Annotated in this window: 18 protein-coding genes; 6 read left to right on the top strand and 12 right to left on the bottom strand. The window is 71.2% G+C overall.

The annotated features are described in order from the left end of the window. Positions 1–34 precede the first annotated feature (34 nt). From ACT3SQ_RS14890 to ACT3SQ_RS14880, 3 genes are all read right to left on the bottom strand, one after another. Positions 35–1,051, bottom strand: coding sequence for an ABC transporter substrate-binding protein (locus ACT3SQ_RS14890; protein WP_442332375.1), 1,017 nt, complete (start codon positions 1,049–1,051; stop codon positions 35–37). Positions 1,052–1,340: 289 nt separating this feature from the next. Beyond that, the gene (locus ACT3SQ_RS14885; RefSeq protein WP_444601280.1) at positions 1,341–2,891 is read right to left on the bottom strand and encodes a sugar ABC transporter ATP-binding protein; all 1,551 of its coding nucleotides are present in this window, start codon (positions 2,889–2,891) and stop codon (positions 1,341–1,343) included. 110 nt (positions 2,892–3,001) lie between these two features. Further along, on the bottom strand, positions 3,002–4,024 hold the full coding sequence (locus tag ACT3SQ_RS14880; RefSeq protein ID WP_441444221.1) for a LacI family DNA-binding transcriptional regulator: 1,023 nt from the start codon (positions 4,022–4,024) through the stop codon (positions 3,002–3,004). Positions 4,025–4,415: 391 nt separating this feature from the next. On the opposite strand from ACT3SQ_RS14880, the gene ACT3SQ_RS14875 reads away from it, so the two are divergent. Next, positions 4,416–5,426, top strand: a complete 1,011-nt coding sequence (locus ACT3SQ_RS14875) for an aldo/keto reductase (RefSeq protein ID WP_441444281.1) — start codon at positions 4,416–4,418, stop codon at positions 5,424–5,426. Between the two features lie 10 nt (positions 5,427–5,436). Here the strand turns inward: ACT3SQ_RS14875 and ACT3SQ_RS14870 are convergent, their stop codons facing one another. Then, positions 5,437–6,366, bottom strand: a complete 930-nt coding sequence (locus ACT3SQ_RS14870; RefSeq protein ID WP_444601279.1) for a LysR family transcriptional regulator — start codon at positions 6,364–6,366, stop codon at positions 5,437–5,439. A gap of 69 nt (positions 6,367–6,435) precedes the next feature. Here ACT3SQ_RS14870 and ACT3SQ_RS14865 point away from each other — a divergent pair, with 69 nt between their 5' ends. Continuing rightward, complete coding sequence (locus tag ACT3SQ_RS14865; RefSeq protein ID WP_444601278.1) at positions 6,436–7,953, top strand: MFS transporter; 1,518 nt, start codon at positions 6,436–6,438, stop codon at positions 7,951–7,953. Here ACT3SQ_RS14865 and ACT3SQ_RS14860 read toward each other — a convergent pair. After that, positions 7,935–8,360 (bottom strand): FCD domain-containing protein, encoded by a 426-nt coding sequence (locus tag ACT3SQ_RS14860; protein ID WP_444601277.1) that lies wholly within the window; start codon positions 8,358–8,360, stop codon positions 7,935–7,937. The two genes, ACT3SQ_RS14865 and ACT3SQ_RS14860, sit on opposite strands and share 19 nt — an antisense overlap. Here ACT3SQ_RS14860 and ACT3SQ_RS14855 point away from each other — a divergent pair. Beyond that, positions 8,355–8,651: a hypothetical protein gene (locus tag ACT3SQ_RS14855; protein ID WP_444599590.1), complete on the top strand. Its 297-nt coding sequence runs from the start codon at positions 8,355–8,357 to the stop codon at positions 8,649–8,651. The genes ACT3SQ_RS14860 and ACT3SQ_RS14855 overlap by 6 nt on opposite strands. 137 nt (positions 8,652–8,788) lie before the next feature. Here the strand turns inward: ACT3SQ_RS14855 and ACT3SQ_RS14850 are convergent, their stop codons facing one another. Continuing rightward, entirely contained in the window at positions 8,789–9,463 is a 675-nt protein-coding gene (locus ACT3SQ_RS14850) for a histidine phosphatase family protein (RefSeq protein WP_444601276.1), read from the bottom strand. 173 nt (positions 9,464–9,636) lie between these two features. Next, a complete protein-coding gene (locus ACT3SQ_RS14845) occupies positions 9,637–10,245 on the bottom strand; it encodes a hypothetical protein (protein WP_444592294.1) in 609 nt (202 codons plus the stop codon). Between the two features lie 56 nt (positions 10,246–10,301). Here ACT3SQ_RS14845 and ACT3SQ_RS14840 point away from each other — a divergent pair, with 56 nt between their 5' ends. Together ACT3SQ_RS14840 and ACT3SQ_RS14835 are read left to right on the top strand one after the other, a co-directional pair. Beyond that, positions 10,302–11,300, top strand: coding sequence for a dihydroxyacetone kinase subunit DhaK (locus ACT3SQ_RS14840; protein ID WP_444601275.1), 999 nt, complete (start codon positions 10,302–10,304; stop codon positions 11,298–11,300). 11 nt (positions 11,301–11,311) lie between these two features. Continuing rightward, positions 11,312–12,004 carry a DAK2 domain-containing protein gene (locus ACT3SQ_RS14835; RefSeq protein WP_444592296.1) on the top strand — a complete coding sequence of 231 codons (693 nt, stop codon included), beginning with the start codon at positions 11,312–11,314 and terminating at the stop codon, positions 12,002–12,004. Between the two features lie 169 nt (positions 12,005–12,173). Here the strand turns inward: ACT3SQ_RS14835 and ACT3SQ_RS14830 are convergent, their stop codons facing one another. Both ACT3SQ_RS14830 and ACT3SQ_RS14825 read right to left on the bottom strand, forming a co-directional pair. Continuing rightward, positions 12,174–13,187, bottom strand: a complete 1,014-nt coding sequence (locus ACT3SQ_RS14830; protein WP_444592297.1) for a Gfo/Idh/MocA family protein — start codon at positions 13,185–13,187, stop codon at positions 12,174–12,176. Between the two features lie 67 nt (positions 13,188–13,254). Next, a complete protein-coding gene (locus ACT3SQ_RS14825) occupies positions 13,255–14,304 on the bottom strand; it encodes a Gfo/Idh/MocA family protein (RefSeq protein WP_444601274.1) in 1,050 nt (349 codons plus the stop codon). A gap of 305 nt (positions 14,305–14,609) precedes the next feature. Between ACT3SQ_RS14825 and ACT3SQ_RS14820 the strand changes: the two genes are divergently transcribed. Then, positions 14,610–15,437, top strand: a complete 828-nt coding sequence (locus ACT3SQ_RS14820) for a sulfite exporter TauE/SafE family protein (protein ID WP_345076054.1) — start codon at positions 14,610–14,612, stop codon at positions 15,435–15,437. 31 nt (positions 15,438–15,468) lie between these two features. Here the strand turns inward: ACT3SQ_RS14820 and ACT3SQ_RS14815 are convergent, their stop codons facing one another. The 3 genes from ACT3SQ_RS14815 to ACT3SQ_RS14805 form a co-directional block, all read right to left on the bottom strand. Beyond that, complete coding sequence (locus tag ACT3SQ_RS14815; protein ID WP_444599586.1) at positions 15,469–16,254, bottom strand: hypothetical protein; 786 nt, start codon at positions 16,252–16,254, stop codon at positions 15,469–15,471. Positions 16,255–16,355: 101 nt separating this feature from the next. Beyond that, positions 16,356–17,342, bottom strand: a complete 987-nt coding sequence (locus ACT3SQ_RS14810) for a helix-turn-helix transcriptional regulator (protein WP_441444234.1) — start codon at positions 17,340–17,342, stop codon at positions 16,356–16,358. A gap of 73 nt (positions 17,343–17,415) precedes the next feature. After that, a complete protein-coding gene (locus ACT3SQ_RS14805; RefSeq protein ID WP_441444235.1) occupies positions 17,416–19,098 on the bottom strand; it encodes an ABC1 kinase family protein in 1,683 nt (560 codons plus the stop codon). Positions 19,099–19,117 lie beyond the last annotated feature (19 nt).

The raw sequence follows: 19,117 nt of genomic DNA, 5'->3' as shown, positions 1-19,117 counted from the left end.
ACCCTGAGGGTCGAAGGACGGGGCCGCCTGCTGCTCAGAACTTGCGGTCCGGGAGTGCTTCCTCGGCGGCCTCGGACGAGTCGAAGGTGGTCGACTCGACCTGGATGTAGGACTCGACCTCGCCGCCGTCCAGCACGGTGTTGACCGCCTCCAGCGCCTGGTCGCCGAACAGCGGGTTGTACTCCGCCACGAAGCTCAAGGTGCCGGCGGCGAGCGCCTCGAGCGCTGCCTTGGTGCCGTCGATGGTCGCGATCTTGACGTCCTCGCCCGGGACCAGTCCGGCCTCCTCGACCGCCTGCGCGGCGCCGAGGCCCATCTCGTCGTTCTGTGCGAAGACCAGCTGGACGTCGTTGCTGTTGGACTTCAGCACCGTCTCGAAGACGCTCTTGGCCTCCTCGGTGGACCAGTTCGCCGTCTGCGCACCGAGGTTCGTGAAGGAGGACTCGCCCTCCATCACCGCGTTCCAGCCCTCATTGCGCTCGTTGACCACGGAGACGCCGGCCGGGCCCTCGAGCACGAAGTACTTCGCGCCGTCCGGGAAGGTCTCCAGCGCCCACTCGGCGACCGAGGTGGACACGGCGATGTTGTCCGGTGCCAGGCGGGTGACGTACAGGGAGGCGTCGTCGGGCTCGATGCCGCGGTCGATCAGCAGCACCGGGATCTCCGCTTCCTGCGCGCGGCTGAGGGACTCCTCCCAGCCGGAGCCCTCGGTGGCGGACAGCAGGATCACGTCCACCCCCTCATCCACGAAGGAGGTGAAGGCGTCGATCTGGGACTTCTGGTCGAGGTTGGTGGCGGGGGCGTACTTCAGCTCGAAGCCCGCCTCCTGGGTGAACGTGTCCTGGACGTTCTCCTCGTTGGCCTGGCGCCAGGCGCCCTCGGGGCCCACGGCGACGAAGCCGATCGTGATCAGCTCACCGGAGTCGCCGCCGGAGCCGCCCCCGGAGCCGCCGCCGGCGCTGCCGGAGTCATCAGAGGAGCAGGCGGCCAGGACGGTGCCGACGAGGCCGGCGGCACCGAGGCCGAGAAGGGTACGACGAGTGGTAGTCATGATCTCCTCCTTGAGATCGAGGGCGCCGTGGGCGCCTGCCCGGTATCGAGACCGGGCGCGGGGGCGGGGGCGAGAGGGGGACGGCGGACTGCCGCGCCATGTTCCACAAATGTTACCGGGAACATGGCGGAGTGCAAGGTAGGTCACATCACGAAACGGACACGGCCGCGGGACGGACGAAACGGACACGGTCGCGGGGCGGGGGAGCGACGCCGCGAACAGCTGCGGGACGTGCGGAGCGGCCGTGTGGACGGCCGGCGGTCGGGCGGAGCGGCAGCGCGGGCACGGCTCAGCCGGGCGCGACCTCGCCGATCGGCGGAAGGTCGTCGTCCTCCTCGGCGGGGGCCGCGATCATCTCCACGATCGTGTCCACGCTCAGCCCCGGGCCGTTGCTGACCTCGCCGATCTTCACCCGGTCCTTCATCACCACGATCCGGTCGCTGAGCCGGATCAGCTCATCGAGGTCCGAGGAGATGATGACGACCCCCACGTGGCTCGCGGCCAGGCGCGCGATCAGGGACTGGATCTCCACCCGGGAACGGATGTCGATCCCCTTGGTGGGCTCGTCCAGCACCACGATCCGGGGCCGGGTGGCCAGCCAGCGGGCCAGCAGCACCTTCTGCTGGTTCCCGCCGGAGAGCAGCTCGACCGGGGTGGCTGGATCGGCCGGAGTGATCCCGAGCTCGTCGATATAGGCTGCCACCAGCTCATCCCGTTCGGCGCGGGACATCGGCCGCGCCCAGCCGCGCATCGACTGCAGCGCGAGCGTGATGTTCTCGCGGATGCTCAGCCCCGCGATCACCCCCTCGCCGAGCCGGTCCTCGCTGGCCATCGCGATGTGGTGGCGCAGCGCCGCGGCGGGGGAGGCGAAGGAGACCTCGGCCCCGTCCACCTCCGCGCGGCCGGAGTCCGGTCGCTCACCCCCGGCCAGCAGCCGCGCGAGCTCCGTACGCCCGGAGCCGCGCAGCCCCGCGATCCCCACCACCTCGCCCCGGTGGAGGTCCAGATCCGTGGGGGACAGGACGTCCTGCTGGCCCAGGCCCCGCACGCTGTAGAACGGCCGGCCCTCGGGATGTGTGCGATGCTCCTGGCGCAGCGAGCCGATCCGTCGCAGCTCCTGCAGATCCCGCCCGATCATCAGTGCGATCAGCTCCGCCCGCTCGACCTGATGGGCGGGGAACTGTGCGATCCGGGTGCCCGCGCGCAGGACCGTCAGCTGGTCGCTGAGGGCGAGGACCTGTTCGAGGAAGTGGGAGGCGAACACCATCGCGACCCCCTGGTCCCGCAGCCGGCGCAGCACGCTGAACAGCTGCTGGACCTCCGCCGAGTCCAGGCTCGAGGTCGGCTCGTCCAGCAGCAGCACCCGGGGCCCGGTCGCCATGGCGCGCGCTATCGATACCAGCAGCCGCAGCGCGGGGGACAGCGACCGCAGCGGCTGGCGGGTGTCCAGCTCTGCCAGGCCCAGCTCGCTGAGCATCTGATGGGCGCGGTCATGCAGCTCTGCCCAGCGGATGCCGAGGCGGCCGTAGGGCTCATGGCCGAGCATCACGTTCTCGCCGATGCTGAGGTGCTGGGACAGCGGCACGTCCTGCAGCACTGCGGCGATGCCGGCGGCCTGGGCGTCGGCCGCTGAGGAGAAGCGCACCTCCTGGCCCTCGAGGCGGATGCTGCCCGAGCTGGGATGGACCACCCCGGCCAGCACGTTGATCAGGGTCGACTTCCCGGCGCCGTTCTCGCCCATCAGTGCATGGATCTCGCCGGGGCGGAGCACAAGATCCACCCCGTGGAGCGTGCGCACCGGGCCGAAGTCCACGGTGATGCCCCGCATCTCGACCGCCACAGCAGCATCCGCCGCCCGTCCCGCTGTCGGTCTTGCTGACCGCCCCGCTGCCGTTTTCGCTGCCCGTTCGGCTACCGGTTTCGCCGCCCGCTCCGACGCCCGTTCCGTGCTCACGGCGTCTCCCGTGCCTTCGCGGTGGACAGGCGCACGATCAGCTCGGGCGGGATCTTCGTGCGCTGCGGGAGGGGGCGGCCCTCGATCGCAGCCAGCAGCACGTCCACCACCGCGGCACCGAGCATCTCGAAGGGCTGGCGCACCGTGGTCAGGGGCGGGATGGAATGCCGCGAGAAGGGAGCGTCGTCGAAGCCGACGATGCTGAGCTCCCCCGGGACGCTGATCCCACGGTCGTGCAGACCGTGCACGATCCCGAGTGCCACCTGGTCGTTCGCCGCGAAGATCGCCGTGTAGTCCGGGCGGCGCTGCAGGCCGACGGCGAAGTCGTAGCCGAAATCTGCGGACCAGTCCCCGGCCACGATGGGCCGCTCCGGCATCCCCCAGGAGCGGGTGCGTGCCCGGAAGGCCCGCTCCCGGGCGCGGGCGTCGAGCCAGTCCATCGGGCCGGAGACGTGCAGGATGTCGCGGTGGCCCAGCGCCGCGAGGTGATCCACCGCCATCGTGACCCCCAGCTGCTGGTCCACGCACACCCGCAGCAGCTCCTCCTCGCGTTCGGGCTTGACCACCAGCACCGGGATCTCCGCGGCCAGCGCGCGCAGGGCGGCGAGCGAGGAGGAGCGCGGGGTGACCAGGCACAGCGCATCGATGCCGAGACCGGTCAGCTGCCGCAATGCCTGGGCGGCGTCGGCCGAATCATCCTCGTCCAGCGCGATCGAGCTCACCGAATAGCCGCGCTGCCGAGCCGCGCGATGGATCGCCCGCAGGGCGCTCGCCGGGCCGAACTCCGCCTCCGTCTCCACGATCGCGCCGATCCGCAGCGTCTTCTGGGTGGCCAGGGCCCGGGCGGCGATGTTGGGGCGGTACCCCAGCTCCTCCACAGCGGCGAGCACCTTCTCGCGGGTGCTCTCCTTGATGCTCGTGTGGCCGTTGAGCACCCGGGAGACCGTCATGTGGGAGACCCCGGCGTTCTCCGCGACCTGGCGGATGCTGGGGCGTTCGGAGGCGGATCGTGTGGTCACCGGGCCTCCGTCTCTTTCATGGAATCGCTGTCGTGGTGCGTGCTGCGTGCTGCGTGCTGCGTGCTGCGTGCTGCGTGGTGCGTAACGCGTCGTGCGGAGCGCGCGTCGATTGTGCGGGAATCGTTCCCCGGGAGCGGCGCTCGCGGACCGGGAGATGTCGGCTCGCACCGAGATCGGGCGGACCCGCACGGTTCATCATGCCGGATCGGCCCCGTCCTGCCACGTTCATGCCTGGGAGGCGAAGGATCCGGGGGAGCCGAAACGCTGAGCGTTGGCGCTCGGAGCCGCCTTCGGTGAACCATATTCCCGCAGAAGCTCCATGGCCTGGGACACTGCTTGTCGAGTGCCGCCCCCGGCGGCTTGCCGAACATATGCGAGGTCGACGATGTCCATGCAGTACCGCACCCCCGCCCGTCTGGGCCGCCCGCTCTCCGTGATCGGTCAGGGCTGCTGGCAGATCGGCGCCGACTGGGGAGACGTCACCGACGACTCCGCCCAGGCCGTGCTCGGCGCCGCGCTCGATGCGGGCGTGACCTTCTTCGACACCGCCGACGTCTACGGCGACGGCCGCAGCGAGCAGCTGGTGGGCGCGATGCGCGCCGCCGCCGTCGACGGGGGAGCGGAGGCTCCGTTCGTCGCCACCAAGGCCTCCCGCCGCGCCGACCCCTTCGCCCCGGAGACCTTCACCGAGGAGAACCTGCGCGCCTGGGTCGAGCGCTCGCGGCAGAACCTCGCCATGGACACCCTGGACCTGGTGCAGCTGCACTGCCCGCCGCCGGCGATCTACCGCGAGGACCGCGTGTTCGACGTGCTCGACGCGCTTGCGGCGGAGAAGAAGATCGCCGCCTGGGGCGTGAGCGTGGAGACCTGTGAGGAGGCGCTGATCAGCCTCGAGCGCGAGCACCTCGCCTCGATCCAGATCATCCTGAACCCCTTCCGCCTGAAGCCCCTGGACGAGGTGGTCCCGCTCGCGGGCCAGAAGGGCGTGGCGATCATCGCCCGCGTCCCCCTCGCCTCCGGCCTGCTGACCGGCAAGTTCTCGCCCAGCAGCAGCTTCGCCGCGAACGACCACCGCAGCTTCAACCGCCACGGCGAAGCCTTCGATCAGGGCGAGACCTTCTCCGGCGTGGACTACGAGACCGGCCTCACCACCGTGGCCCGCCTCGAGCAGGCCCTCGACGGCGCGATGCCGCTCGCCGAGGCCAGCCTGCGCTGGATCCTCGCGCAGCCTGGCGTCACCGCCGCGATCCCCGGCGCCAGCAGCGGCGAGCAGGCCCGCCGCAACGCCGCCGCCGGCAGCGCCCCCACCGCCGAGCAGGCCGAGGTGCTCGGCCGCTTCGACGCCGCCGTGCGCGAGACCTACGACCAGCTGCTGCGCGAGAGCATCCACCCGCGCTGGTGAGCACGGCGGGTCATGCCGTCGTCGCGGTCCCCGGCGCTCGTCGGTGGCCGCGGGTCGCGATGTGCAGCACGTCCACGAAGTCCTCGACGATCGGTGAGGGATCGGGCCCGGTCACCACACCGATGGTGCGCCGGGCCTCGGGGTGGGCGATCGGGAGCTCGACGACATCCGCGGCGTGCGTGACGGCGCTCGGCGGCAGGACGGTCACACCCACCCCTGCGGCGGCGAGGCCCTGGGCGACCCGGTAGTCGTCGACCTCGAAGACGCTCTCGGGCAGGCCGCCGACGTCGGCGAGCAGGCGGACGATCGAATCGTGCAGCCCATACCCGGCGCTGAGGATCACCAGCTCGTGGGCGCGGAGGTCCTCGGGCAGGAGCGGGCGATGGAGCCTCGCGATCGGATGCTGGGTGGAGGCCAGAGCCACCAACGGCTCATCGAAGAGCACCGCCACCTGGCCACCGGGGACGTTCTCCGGCTCCGCGACCAGGGCGAGATCCGCGGAGCCGTCCCGCACCGCATCGAGGGTCCCGCGCCGCGACCCATGGCTCAGCTGGAACCGGGTGGTGCGCCGGAAGGTGCGGAAGTGCGCGATCGCGCGGGGAAGGTAGCTCTCGCCCAACGCCGCCTGATAGCTGATACTGATCAGGGCGTTCTCCGTCCCTGCCTGGCGGCGCGCGGCGATGAGTCCGTTCTCGAGCAGTGCGAGCGCCTCGGTGCCTGCCTCCGCGAGATGGCGCCCGGCGTCGGTGAGGACGACGGACCGCCCTTGTCGCGCGGTCAGCCGCACGCCGGCGTGCTGTGCCAACCGGGCCACGGCCCGGCTGGCAGAGGGCTGCTGCATCCCCAGCACGAGAGCGGCCTCGGAGATCGTTCCGGTGCGAGCGAGCTCGACCAGGACGGGGAGGTCGGGCAGGAGACGACGCGCATCCGACTGATTCATACTCGCAGTGTATGTGACGTCGGCGAATCAGTATTAGTCATGCGCCCGGGGTTTGCATACCATGGCGAGATGTCTTCCTCGCCCGCGCCGAGCCCCGCATCCGGCGCTACCGCCACGCAGGGCACGGCGCGAGGCGCCGCGCAGGGCGCCTCGCAGGTCGGTGGAGCCCCGCTTCCCTCCGCATCGGTGGCGCCGCGCGGCTCGGCACGGCCCGAGGTCTCCACTCGTCGGCTCGCCCTGGTGCTGCTGCTCGCGGGCTTCGCCAGCTTCGCAGAGCTCTACGCCGTCCAGGGGCTGCTCCCCAGCCTCTCCGCCGACTACGGCATCAGCGCCGCAGACTCGGCCTGGGTCGTCTCTGCCGGCACGATCGGCGTGGCGATCGGCGTGTTCCCCTGGGCCTGGGCGGCGGGACGCATCGGCCGGCTTAAGGCGTTGCGCCTGGCCACCATCGTGGGTGTGCTGCTCATGCTCGTGGCCACCCTCGCGCCGACGCTCGAGGTGATGCTGATCGGCCGCCTCCTCGCGGGAGTCTTCCTGGGCGGCGTGCCAGTGCTCGCAGTGCCCTATGTGTACGACCTGCTCAGCGGCCGCCGCGCCGCCGTGGCCCTGGCCACCTACATCTCCGGCACCACCATCGGCGGCGCCGGCGGCCGGCTCCTGGCCGGGCCGCTCGGGGAATGGCTGGGCTGGGAGAGCGCGCTGATGGTGATCAGCGGCCTGAGCCTGCTGTGCGCGATCCTGTTCGCCCTGCTCGCCCCGGTGCCCGCCGCCGGCTCGGCCCTGGTCCCCGCTGCCAGGCCATCCGCGGCCAGCTCATCGGCGCGCACCAGCAGTCCCGCTGCACGCGCCAGCCAGTGGTCCCGGATCCGGGCCGCGCTCGCCCAGCCGCACCTGCGCCGGCTGAACCTGCAGGGGCTCCTGATCACCGGTGTCATGGTGAGCTTCTACAGCCTCATCGGGTTCCGGCTCGCCGCCGAGCCGTTCCACCTCTCGCCCACCTGGACCGCGTTCGTGTTCCTCGCCTACTTCGCGGGAACGGTCAGCTCCCGCCTGGCCGGCACGTGGCTGCCCCGGTTCGGCTTCGTGCGCACCGACCTGGTGGCCCTCGCCCTGACCGCCCTGGGCCTCGCCCTCACCCTGGTCCCGCACCTGGCGGCGGTCGTCGCCGGGGTCGTGATCTTCACCGCCGGATTCTTCATGGCGCACTCCGCGGCGGTCACGACCGTGGGCGCGACCAGCTCGCCCCAGGCGCGCAGCCAGGCCAGCGCGCTGTACACGCTGTTCTTCTACCTGGGCAGCGGCGTGGTCGGCGGCCTGGTCGCCATCGCCTACGACCTCTCCGGCTGGGCGGTGCTGATCGGCGTGATGCTGCTGATCATCCTGCTGGCCGGGATCAGCGCGCTGACCACCAAGGTGCCTCGCCCGGAATTCCTCCGCGCGGAAATGGAGGGCGTGCGGGCCGACGGAGACCAGGGAGCTCTTGCGCTGGCGGCCTCCGCACAGACAGCGTCAGCGCATGCAGCCTCAGCGCAGGCTGGCCACACCCCGCAGAACCACTCCGCGGAGCGTCAGCCCGTCTCCTCCTGAAGCTGGGCCTCGAGCGCCGCACGCAGATGCTCGGCCAGCAGCTCGCCCGAATGCAGGATGTGCGAGCGCACCGCCGCGCGGGCGGCCTCCGCGTCACGGGCCTGGAGCGCCTCGATGATCGCATCGTGCTCGGAACGGGTGGCCTCCGGCCAGCCCTCGATCCCGTCATAGAAGCCGCGGGGCACGTACTTCGAGCACAGGCCGACGATCCGGTCCAGCAGCGGCGCATCCACCACCAGGTTCAGCGAACGGTGGAAGGAGCTGTTGAGCGACTCGAGCGTGGTCAGATCATCGCGCAGGGACGCGGCCATCATCTCGTAGTGCAGGCTGCTCAGCGCTCTGACATGCTCATCGGTGATGATCGCGACCGCGCGGGAGGCGAGCTCCCCGGAGACGTCCGCGTGCACCAGGAAGGCGTCGGCGGGACCACGGTCACCATCGGGCTGCCCTCACCCGATGCCCGCTCGACGATCGCCCCGCTGGGGCTCACCGCCGAGGCTCGCACCATCGTCGGCTCCTACCTCGGCTCGGCGGTCCCCTCCCGCGACATCCCCGTCTACCTCGACCTCTGGCGACAGGGGAAGCTGCCCATCGAGGAGCTGATCTCGGACCGCATCAAGCTCGCCGACATCAACGAGTCCCTCGACAAGCTCGCCGACGGCAAGGCAGTGCGCCAGGTGATCATCTTCGAGGACTGATCCACGCAGCTGGCACCTGGCAGCTGACTCCCGAGCGCTGCTCCTCGGGGTCGTGCGCCCGGGGTGCAGCTCGCTCCGGAGCCTGGCCGTGCTCGCTGCGCGAGGGCCGGGCTCCTGACTGCGGGCGGGAGCGAGTGTCAGACGGCCGCCTCGGCGTGCTGGTCTGCGGTGACGTCATGCTCGGTCTCGCCCAGCAGATGGGTGCCGCCGATCGGGGTGCTCACCCAGTCGTTCAGCACCCAGCCCTCCTCGGGGTGACCGGTGAGGGTGACCATGCCGGTGTTGTACAGCGGGCGGTCGTGGCGGGTGGAGGCGCCCAGCTGCCCGGCCAGCGAGGCGAACACCCGGATCGCCGCGCCATGGCTGACCACCGCGACGGTCGCATCCTCGGCGTAGAGCCCGGCGATATGGCGCAGTGCGCGGGTGTAGCGGTCCAGGAAGGCGTGTCCCGTCTCCCCGCCGGGGAGGGAGCCGTCGAGCTCGCCCCCGCTCCATCGCGCCTGATTGTCCTGGTACGCCTCGACGGCCTGCTCGTCACGCCGCATCTCGAAGTCGCCCGCGACGATCTCCTCGAGCCCCTCGGTGAGTCGCGGACTCATGCCCAGCGCGGCGGCGAGCGGCGCGGCCGTCTCATGGGTGCGCAGCAGACGGGAGACGTGCAGACCCTGGATCGTCTCGTGTTGCAGGGCATGGGGCACGGCCTGCGCCTGTGCACGGCCCAGGGTGGTCAGCCCGGGCCCGGGATAGCCCGCATCGAGGATCCCCTCGACGTTGCTCGGAGTCTGGCCATGACGGATCAGGAGAAGTCGCATGTCTCGCACCGTACGCGATCACCCGACGGGTTCCATGGACGCCAGGTGAACAACCGGTGCGCAGGTCACAGCTGTGGGAGCGATCCCACGCGAGGATCGGGCCGCGGGCCCATCGGCCCGGCCGGATGCGTCAGGCCGTCGGCCCGTCCGGTGGCGTCAGCCGCGCCAGCCCGTCAGCCCCTCCGGCGTCCGACCAGCACCCGCGCGATCGCGAGCCCGGCCACTCGTGTCACCAGCACGCCGATCCCGAGGCCGGCCGCGACCAGCGTGGGAACTACCCACTCCGGCGTGGCCTGTTCCGGCGGACCGCCCGGCTCGCCCGGTGCCGGAACGGGCTGATCGGTGAGGTCGGCCGGCGCGCCCAGCAGTTCGGTGAGGCGCTCCGGGCTATCGGGGCCGCCGTCCGACGGCAGGGCGCACCAGGTGCTGCTGTACGAGCCGTCCTCCCCGGAAGCCCAGACCAGCAGGCTCGTGCCCGCCTCGATCCTGCCCAGTCCGCAGGAGGCGACCCACTCATGGGTGGTGAACTCGATGGTGCGGGACTCCTCGCCCTTCCACACCGTGTCGACCACCGCGAAGTAGGTGACCTCGCCCTCGACGTCCTCGATCTCGCTCTCGATCGTGATGTCCGCGATCAGATCGGCATTCGCAGCGGCTTCCTCGAAGGTCAGCTCCATGCAGTCGCAGGCATACGCCGAGGGTGCGCCCACCAGGACCAGCATCAGCAGGCCGGCGAGCATCACGAGCAGCCGCGAGCTGCGACGAGTTGCGGTGGTGTGCATCACGCCAGGATAGTGTCGAGCTGTCGCCGGCACCTGCTTTGTGGAAGGAGCGCACCATGCGCCGCAGCATCGTCAACGTTCCCGAGGACCTGGTCCCCGAGGCCCTCGAAGGTCTCGTGCTCAGCCACCCCCTCCTGCTGGACCTGGATGCACACCATCACTTCGTCACCCGTCGCCAGCGCGCCACCGACAAGGTGGGCCTGGTCTCCGGCGGCGGCTCCGGCCACGAGCCGCTGCACGCCGGCTTCGTGGGCACCGGGATGCTCGACGTCGCGGTCGCCGGCGCCGTCTTCGCCAGCCCCACCGCACTGCAGGTCCTCGCGGCCACCAAGGCGGCCGACGCAGGCCGCGGCGTGGTCCAGATCGTCAAGAACTACACCGGCGACGTCCTGAACTTCCGCATCGCCGGCGAGATCAGCGGCGATGACGCCGTGGAGACCGAGATCGTGCTGGTGGACGACGACCTCGCCACCGACACCGGGGAGGACGACGGCCCCGGTCGCCGCGGCACCGCCGCCACCGTGATCGTCGAGAAGCTGTGCGGCGCCGCCGCCGAGGCCGGGGCGAGCCTCGCGGAGGTCGCCGAGATCGGTCGCCGCGCCGCCTCCCGCGCCCGCACCATGAGCCTCGCCCTCTCCGCCGGCACCCATCCCGGGGACGCCGAGCCGCAGTTCACCCTCGACGATGACGAGGTCGAACTCGGCGTGGGCATCCACGGCGAACGCGGCCGTGGCCGGGTCCCCTTCCGTGACGCCGACGGACTGGTCGAGCTGCTGGTCCAGCCGCTGCGCGAGGAGCTGGACCTCCACCGCGGCGAGGAGGTGCTCGCGATCGTCAACGGCCTCGGCGGCACCTACCCGCTCGAGCTGCAGCTCGCAGCCCGCTCGCTGCACCACCAGCTGGCCGATGCGGGGGTGTCGATCGAACGTTCCCTGGTCGGCTCCTACGTGACCAGCCTGGGCATGCACGGCATCTCGATCACTCTGATGCCGTTGGACGACGAGCAGAGCCGACTGTGGGATGCTCCCGTGCGCACCCCCGCCCTGACCTGGTAAGGAACTACCCCATGAACGATCAGACCCCCCACAGGACCCTCCCCGCGAGCTTCGGGCGCGCCTTCGTCCTCACCCTGCGCGAGGCCCTCGTGGGCTCCGCGGACGAGCTCGGCGACCTCGACCGCCGCGCCGGCGACGGCGACTTCGGCACCAACGTCCGCACGGCGATGAAGCACCTCGACCGGAACCTCGAGGCCGACGAACCCAGCAGCTACCGCGAGTGGCTGACGGCGCTGTACATGGCGTGGCTCGGGGTGGGCGGCACCAGCGGGCCCCTCTTCGGCATGTTCTTCCGCGACCTCGCCAAGGCAGGGGAGGAGGGAGGCGGCGCCGTGCCCACCATCGCCGAGTTCGCCGACGCGCTCGCCGCCGGCCAGGCCACCGTGCAGCGCTACGGCGAGGCGAAGGTGGGCGACAAGACGATGATCGACTCACTCGACCCGGCCGTCACCGCCCTGCGCGCGGCCCTCGAGGCCGATGCGGAGACGTCCGCCGTCGAGGCCCTGTTCGCGGCGGAGGATGCCGCGGTCGCCGGGGCCACCGCCACGGCGCAGACCATCGCGCGTCGCGGCCGTGCCAGCTACGTCGGCGAAGCCTCCCAGGGCGTCATCGACCCCGGCTCCGCAGCCATGGCCCTGGTGATCAGCTCCGCCCGCGCCGGGGCCGACGGTTCCGGCGTCGCCAACATCGGCTGGATCGCCTGAGGGGAACCTGAGCCGCTCCCGTGACCAGCGGGCCACGAGGACGTGAAGCGCCAGCGTCATCACCACTGGGTGAAGTTGTCGGCTCCGAATCACAGATAGCGCGCTGAGGACCGACGGTCGATGAAGCACCAGCCCTCAGCGCGCAGAACCGGCGAGCTGTGGCGCAGCCTCAGAGGCTGATGACGTCGGCCATCTTCCCGGTGCGGGAGGACTCGTACGCCGCGAGGATCACGCCGAGCACGCTGACCCCCTCGACCTCGGTGTTGATCGGGCGCTCGCCGGTGAGCAGGCAGTCCACGAAGTGCGCGATCTCAGCGGCGAAGGTCTCCACCTCCTCGTGCTCGAAGACCTGCTCCTCCTCACCGCGCACCTGCACCCGCAGGGTCGAGCCGTCGGAGCTGAGCGAGCCCTTCTCGCCCACCACCGAGAAGCGGTCCGTGCCCGGCGCCGCCTGATACGCCCAGGAGGTGACCATCTGGCCCACGGCCCCGTTCTCGAAGCGCACCAGCACCTGCGCCGAGTCCTCACCCTCCATGAACTTCAGGCGGTGGGTGGACAGCATCGCGAAGGCGCTGGTGGGCACTGCGCCCGCGAGGTGCAGCATCAGGTAGGTGGGGTGGTAGCCGGTGTCGATCAGCTCGCCGCCGCCGGAGGTCGCAGCGTTCGCGCGCCAGCCCATCGAGTCGGGATCGAAGTCGTTGTAGAACGAGTCGGTGGTGCGCACCTCGTACACCTCGCCCAGCGTGCCGGCGTCGAGGATCTCCTTGGCCTTCGCGACGGCCGGCATGAACAGCTGGTTGTGCGCGCACATCAGCGTCACGCCCGCCTTCTGCACCGCGTCGCTGACCTCTTTCGCCTCCTCGGGGGTGAGGCACAGCGGCTTCTCGCACAGGATGTGCTTGCCCGCCGCGGCGGCCGCGAGGATCGCCGGGGTGTGGAGGTGGTGGGGCAGGCAGATGTCGATCGCGTCGACGTTCTCGTCCTTCACCAGCTCCAGGAAGTCGGTGTAGCCCTTCGCGCCGGTCTCAGCCTCGCGCCGGGCGAGCGCCTCGGGGTCGACGTCGGCGATGGCGGTGACCTTCGCACGGTCGGAGACGGTCGCGTAGGCGTTCAGGTGAGCGGTGGCGATGCCGCCGCCGCCCAGGATTCCGATGCGGACGGGGGAGGGGACAGTCGTGCTCATGGGAAGCTCCTCAGAAGTCGTGGGGGTCGTGCTGGACGTGCTTGGTTCGGGCGCGTGCAGGTGTGCCTCAGGCGGCCGCGGCGTTCGCGGCGACCACGAGGGCGGTGAGGGCCTGAGCCCGCTCGAGGTTCTCGACGGTGTCCTCACCGGTGCGGATCGCCTCGACCCACTGCGCGAAGGGGTTCTCGGCGTCCTCCGGGAGGTCGAGGGGGACGGGGCCCTCGCCGGTGTCGACGGTGGTGCCGCCGTCGGCCCCGAGCCCGTGCTGGAACGAGCCCTCGGTGCCCTGCACCTCGATCGAGAAGGGGCTCGTGGGAGTGACGAATCCGGTCTCGATCACTCCGATCGCGCCGTCGGGGCCGGTCACGGTGACCACGGCGTTGTCCTCCACGCCGCGGCCGGTCATGTCGGTGAAGGTCGCCGAGCTCACCTGCACCTCGCTGCCCAGGATCATCTGGGTGAGGTAGACGGGATGCGCGGCGAGGTCGCTGAACGCCCCGCCGATCGCGGTGGCCGGATCGTAGAAGCGCGCCGGCAGCCAGTCGCCGGTGGACCCGTCATGAGCCAGCCGCACCCGCGAGTAGGTCAGGCGCCCGAGCCGCCCCTCCTCGAGCACTCGGCGCAGCGCGAGCGCGTAGCCGTGGGCCAGGCGGGGCAGGGAGACGGTCAGCCGCAGACCCGCCTCACGGGCCGCGGCGATCAGCTCCTCGCCCTCGGCGACGGTGGGGGCCAGCAGCTTCTCGGTGAACACGTGCTTGCCCGCCGCGAGCGCCCGGCCGATGACGTCGCGGTGCGCACTGGTGGCGGTGGTGACGGTGACGCCGTCGAGATCCTCCCGGGCCAGCAGCGCCTCGAGGTCCGGGGTGAACTCGACCCCGAGCGTCTCGGCCAGGGCCCGGCCGCGCTCGGCGTCCTCGTCCCAGACGGCGATCAGCTCGGTATCGGGATGCTGCTGCGCCTCCCGGGCGTACTCCTCGGCATGGACGTGCCAGGCCGAGAGGGCGGCGATCCGCAGAGGGCGGAAAGGCGGGGCCGCGGACGGCAGGGGAGCAGACGGGCGGGAAGCAGACGGAGGCGGGGCGGAAGAACGGGGAGCGGAGGGACGGGGTGCAGACATGGTCCTCACAGATTCGTCGGTGGAGATGCGGCATGCCCGCAGATCGCACCCTCGCGCGGGAGGGTCAGAGCGGGATCCCTGCACTGTTCGTGACGTAGGTTACTCACCTCCCCACGGCGAGACGGATGGAGCGGCCCGGACGGGGCCGACGCGGCCAGCCAGCTGGGGCCGACGCGGCACCCCTGGCAGGGCCCGACGCAGAATCCGGACAGGGCTGATGCGGCACCCCCGGACGGGGCCGACGCAGCAGCAGCGACACGGACCGCCTCTCCTCCCGGGGCAGCACGCTGATAAGTTCACTCACCGTGCCTGACCTCGCTGCCCTGATCCCCACCATGAGTCCTGCTGCCTGGGCGCTGGTGGCACTCGGCGCCCTGATCGTCGGCTTCTCCAAGACCGCACTGCCCGGTGCCGGCACCCTCGCGGTGGGCCTGTTCGCCTTCGCCATGCCCGCCAAGGAATCCACCGCTGCGCTGCTCCTCCTGCTGATCGTCGGCGATATGACCGCGCTGTGGGTGTACCGGCGCGAACCGGACTGGCGCACCCTGATCAGGCTGCTGCCCAGCGCCATGGTCGGAGTGGTGATCGGTGCGTTCTACTTCGCCCGGGTCGACGGGGACGGGGTGCGCCTGACCATCGGCATCATCCTGCTGGTGCTGATGATCGTCACCGTGAGCCGTCGCGTGCTCGCTCAGCGCCGCGAGGCCGCCGGTACCGCCGCGGGCAAGGAGCTGCCGCCCACCCGCGCCGCCGCGGCCGGGTCACAGCCCGGTACCGCCGCGGCCGTGCAGGGCATCGGCTACGGCCTGCTCGGCGGCTTCACCACCATGGTCGCCAACGCCGCTGGGCCCGTGATGTCCCTGTACTTCTACGCGATGCGGATGCCGGTGCTGACCTTCCTCGGCACCTCTGCCTGGTACTTCGCGATCGTGAACCTCTTCAAGGTGCCGTTCTCCGCGGGGCTGGGCCTGATCAGCCGGGACACCCTCGTGATGGACGCGATGCTGATCCCCGTGGTGCTGATCGGCGCCTACGCCGGCGCGAAGGTGGCCCGTCGGATCCCCCAGAAGGTGTTCGAGAACCTGATCCTGGTGCTCACCGTCGTCGCCGCGCTGGGCCTGCTGCTGGTCTGACGACTCTCTCGGCAGCGCACACCCGGGAGGCTCAGCCCACGTGGAAGCCCTGCGCCTGGACGTCCTCGGGGGTGCCGGCGTAGATGATCTCCCGTACCTCGACCGTCGTCGGCGCGGCGCCCCCCACCCCGAGGTCGGCCGTCCACACCTTGCCACTGGGGTCGAAGTAGTAGCTCGCGGTCGAGATGTCCAGCAGCAGGGCGGCGTTCTCGCCGCAGTACAGCCAGCTCTGTCGCCCGGCATGATGATCGATGCCGTCGCGGGCGACGGGGGTGCAGGTGGTGCCGTCTGCCAGGATCACCATCAGCGGCAGCGGCGCCTCGGGGGACGGTGCCGTGAACCCGTCGATCGCGGGGGAGTGGATGCGCACGGCCGTCTTCTCCAGCGGGTCACGCACGCAGAGCGCCTCGTCGCCCTGCACCTGCTTGCAGGCGATCAGCAGATCCTCCTCCGCGCCGCAGCCGAAATAGTTCTTGCCCAGCACCCAGCGGGAGATCTGCGGTGCCCGGCCGGCGCACGCATCACCCTCGAGCTCCTCGATCTGCCAGCTCTGATCAGGCCAGACCCCGGTGATCGTGGTGGCCGTGAGCGGCGCCCCCTCCCCGCTGCCATCGACGTGCGCCCCGGGCTCGCCCTCGGAGGGGACCGGGGCATCGGCATCGACCGAGGGCACCTGGTGACCCGGGAGGTCGCTGCCGGCGCTCGGGGGCTCGGGAGGTTCGGGCTCCGGCGGGGGAGCGGCGCCGCTGCACGCCGCCAGCACCAGGGCGAGCAGGAGCGCGCTGAGCAGGGCGAGTGGTCGGCGGTGAGCAGCCATGGAGAGTGAGTGTCCGTTCCAGCAGGGGGACGACGGCCCATTCCGCCCGCCCCGGAGCTCTGCCGCTCAGCATAGGCCGACGGTCCCCCGGAGGGAATGGCTCATCGCCCCGGATCCGACACGCCCCGCCCCTCCTCTGGCGCCTTCCGGACCGTGCCCGTCCAGTCGCGCAGGGAGGCGATCACCTCGAGCAGCTCGGGCGGGTCGATCACCTCGATCGGGGCGCCGATCCACGCCAGGTACATCGCCACCCAGTGCAGCTCATCGGCGCCCGCGCGGAGGATGCAGGCATCCGGCCCGTCGGCCGTGACCGTTCCGGACCTCGCCGGGACGTGCGGCGCGACCTGCTCGTACGGGGCCAGGATCCGCACCGTCGTCGACCTCGGATACCCGCCCACGGTGATCGACTCCCGCACCACCGCCTCGATATCCGGGGTCGCTCGCGGGGTGATGGCGAAGGTCGAGGTGTGCACCGCGTGCATGCGGTCCAGCCGGAAGGTGCGCCAGTCCTCGCGGTCCAGGTCCCAGGCGAAGAGGTACCACCGCCCTTCCATGGACAGCACCCGGTGCGGTTCGAGCCGGCGCTCGGCGCGCTCGCCGTCGGCCCGCTCGTAGTCCACCCGCACCCGCACCCCGTCCCGCACCGCGGTGGCCAGGGTCATCAGCACCTCGGAGCGGATACCGGCGGCTGGCCGGGTGATCACCCCCATCGCCTCGCTGATCGCGCCCACCTCCGCCCGCACCGGCGCCGGGAGGATCCGGTCCAGGGCGGCGAGGGCCCGGAGTGCTTCCTCGTCCAGGCCGTCCACCCCGGAGGACGCCGCCAGTCGCAGTCCCACCGCCACCGCGACCGCTTCGCTCGAGCTCAGCAGCAGGGGCGGCAGCGCTCGGCCCGCGCCGAGCTGGTAGCCGCCGCCGTGCCCGGCCGAGGTGAGCACCGGATAGCCCAGCTCCCGCAGCCGATCCACATCGCGCCGCACCGTCCGCGTGGTCACGGCCATCTCCGCGGCGAGCTCCGGCCCGGTCCACACCGTGCGCGACTGCAGCAGGGCGAGCAGCCGCAGCGCTCGAGTCGTCACGTTGCTCATGGGGACAGTCTGCCCGGCTTCGCGGACAGGACCTGTCCGCAGGTGTGCGAAAAGTGGCCGCCGCCTGACCCGCTCAGCGCCGGGTGAAGGTGCGGTGCACGAAGCGGCCAGCCCGTCGCGCGGGGCCGCCGCTCGCGGCGAGGTACGTGCCCAGCAGTGCGGCTGCTCCGCCGACGCCGAGCAGCGCGGGGCCGCGCAGCTGCGAGGGTCGTCCAGGGGCGGCGGAGATGAAGCTGCCGATGCCCACCAGCAGGGCGCTGAGGGTCATTCCCACGATCAGCCTGTCGGCGGTGCCCTCCAGGCGGGAGATGGCCCGGTCGAGGTCCTCGGCATGGATGCCGATGTCGATGCCGTGGGCCTCGTAGTCGTCCAGCAGCCGTGCCGCGCGGCCCGGCAGCTCGTGCCCGACGCGGAGCGCCTGCATCCCGGCGGAGCTGGCCCGTCGCAGGAGCGCCTCCGGGCTGAGCAGCTCGACGAGCGCCACCGGCATCACGCTCTGGAGCACCGTTCCCAGGTGGAAGTCGGGGTCCAGCACCACGGCGGTGGACTCGGTGAGCACCAGCATCCGCAGCATGGAGGACACCTCGGCGGGCAGCTGCAATCGGTGGTGGCGCAACAGCGCATAGATCTGTTCGACGACCCGTGAGACCGACACCTCGGCCAGCGGATGCCCGGAGATCGACTCGACCAGGGCCCCCACGTCCCGGGTGAGGCGCCGACGGTCGATCCCTCGGCGCGGGGGCGCCAGCCTCAGCAGCGAGGCGACTATGGCCTCCTCATCATGACGAGACATCGCCAGCAGCAGCCACAGCAGATCCTCACGGGCCGCGGGGTTGAGCCGGCCGACCATCCCGAAGTCGATGAGCCAGATCGTGGAGTCCGCGGCGACGAAGAGGTTGCCCGGGTGCGGGTCAGCGTGGAAGAACCCGTCGACGAGCACCATCCGGATCAGGGCATCGGTGGCGGTGTGCGCGAGCGCCCGACGGTCCACTCCGGCGGCCTCCAGTCCCGCGGAATCGGTGATGTTCCGACCGGTCACGAGTTCCTCGGTGAGCACCTCGGAGGTCGTCAGCTCCTCGACCACGAGTGGGATCCGTACGGCGGGGTTGTCGGCCAGGTTCTGGCGGAACTGCTCGGCGTTCGCGGACTCGGTGCGGTAATCGAGCTCCCCGAGCATCATCCGGTCGAAGGCCTCGACCAGGGCCTCGATGTCCACATCGCGCGCCAGTTCCCATTCGCGGGCGGCCAGGGAGGCCAGCTGCTTCATGACGTCCAGATCTGCCCTGACCTCGGCGGTGACCCCGGGCTTGCGCACCTTGACGATCACCTCGGTGCCGTCATGCAGGCGGGCCCGGTGGGCCTGGCCGATGGAGGCGGTGGCCAGGGGTGTCTCCTCGAAGCTCGGGTACAGCTCATGCGGGTCGGCGCCCAGCTCGCGACGGATCGAGGCAGCGATGGCCTCGTAGGGAACCGGGGTGGCGGAGTCCTGGAGCTTGGTCAGCTCGGCGATGTAGTCCGCTGGCAGCAGATCGCTGCGGGTCGACAGCATCTGGCCGAGCTTGACGAAGGTGGGGCCGAGCTCTTCCAGAGCGGTGCGCAGGCGCTCCGGCCCCATGGGCAGACGCTCCTCCGCGTGATGGTGGCGCAGCGCCTGCGGAAGGTGATCGCGCAGACCGATCTGGGCAGCGAGGGCAGAGAGGCCGTTGCGCGCCAGCACCTCGACGATCTGTCGGTAGCGTGCTGTGACGGAGGCCATGACCAGCATCCTAGTGGGT

This window comes from Brachybacterium sp. AOP42-C2-15 (assembly GCF_052377065.1).
Lineage (GTDB): Bacteria > Actinomycetota > Actinomycetes > Actinomycetales > Dermabacteraceae > Brachybacterium.
This window is presented reverse-complemented; position numbering and strand designations above follow the sequence as displayed.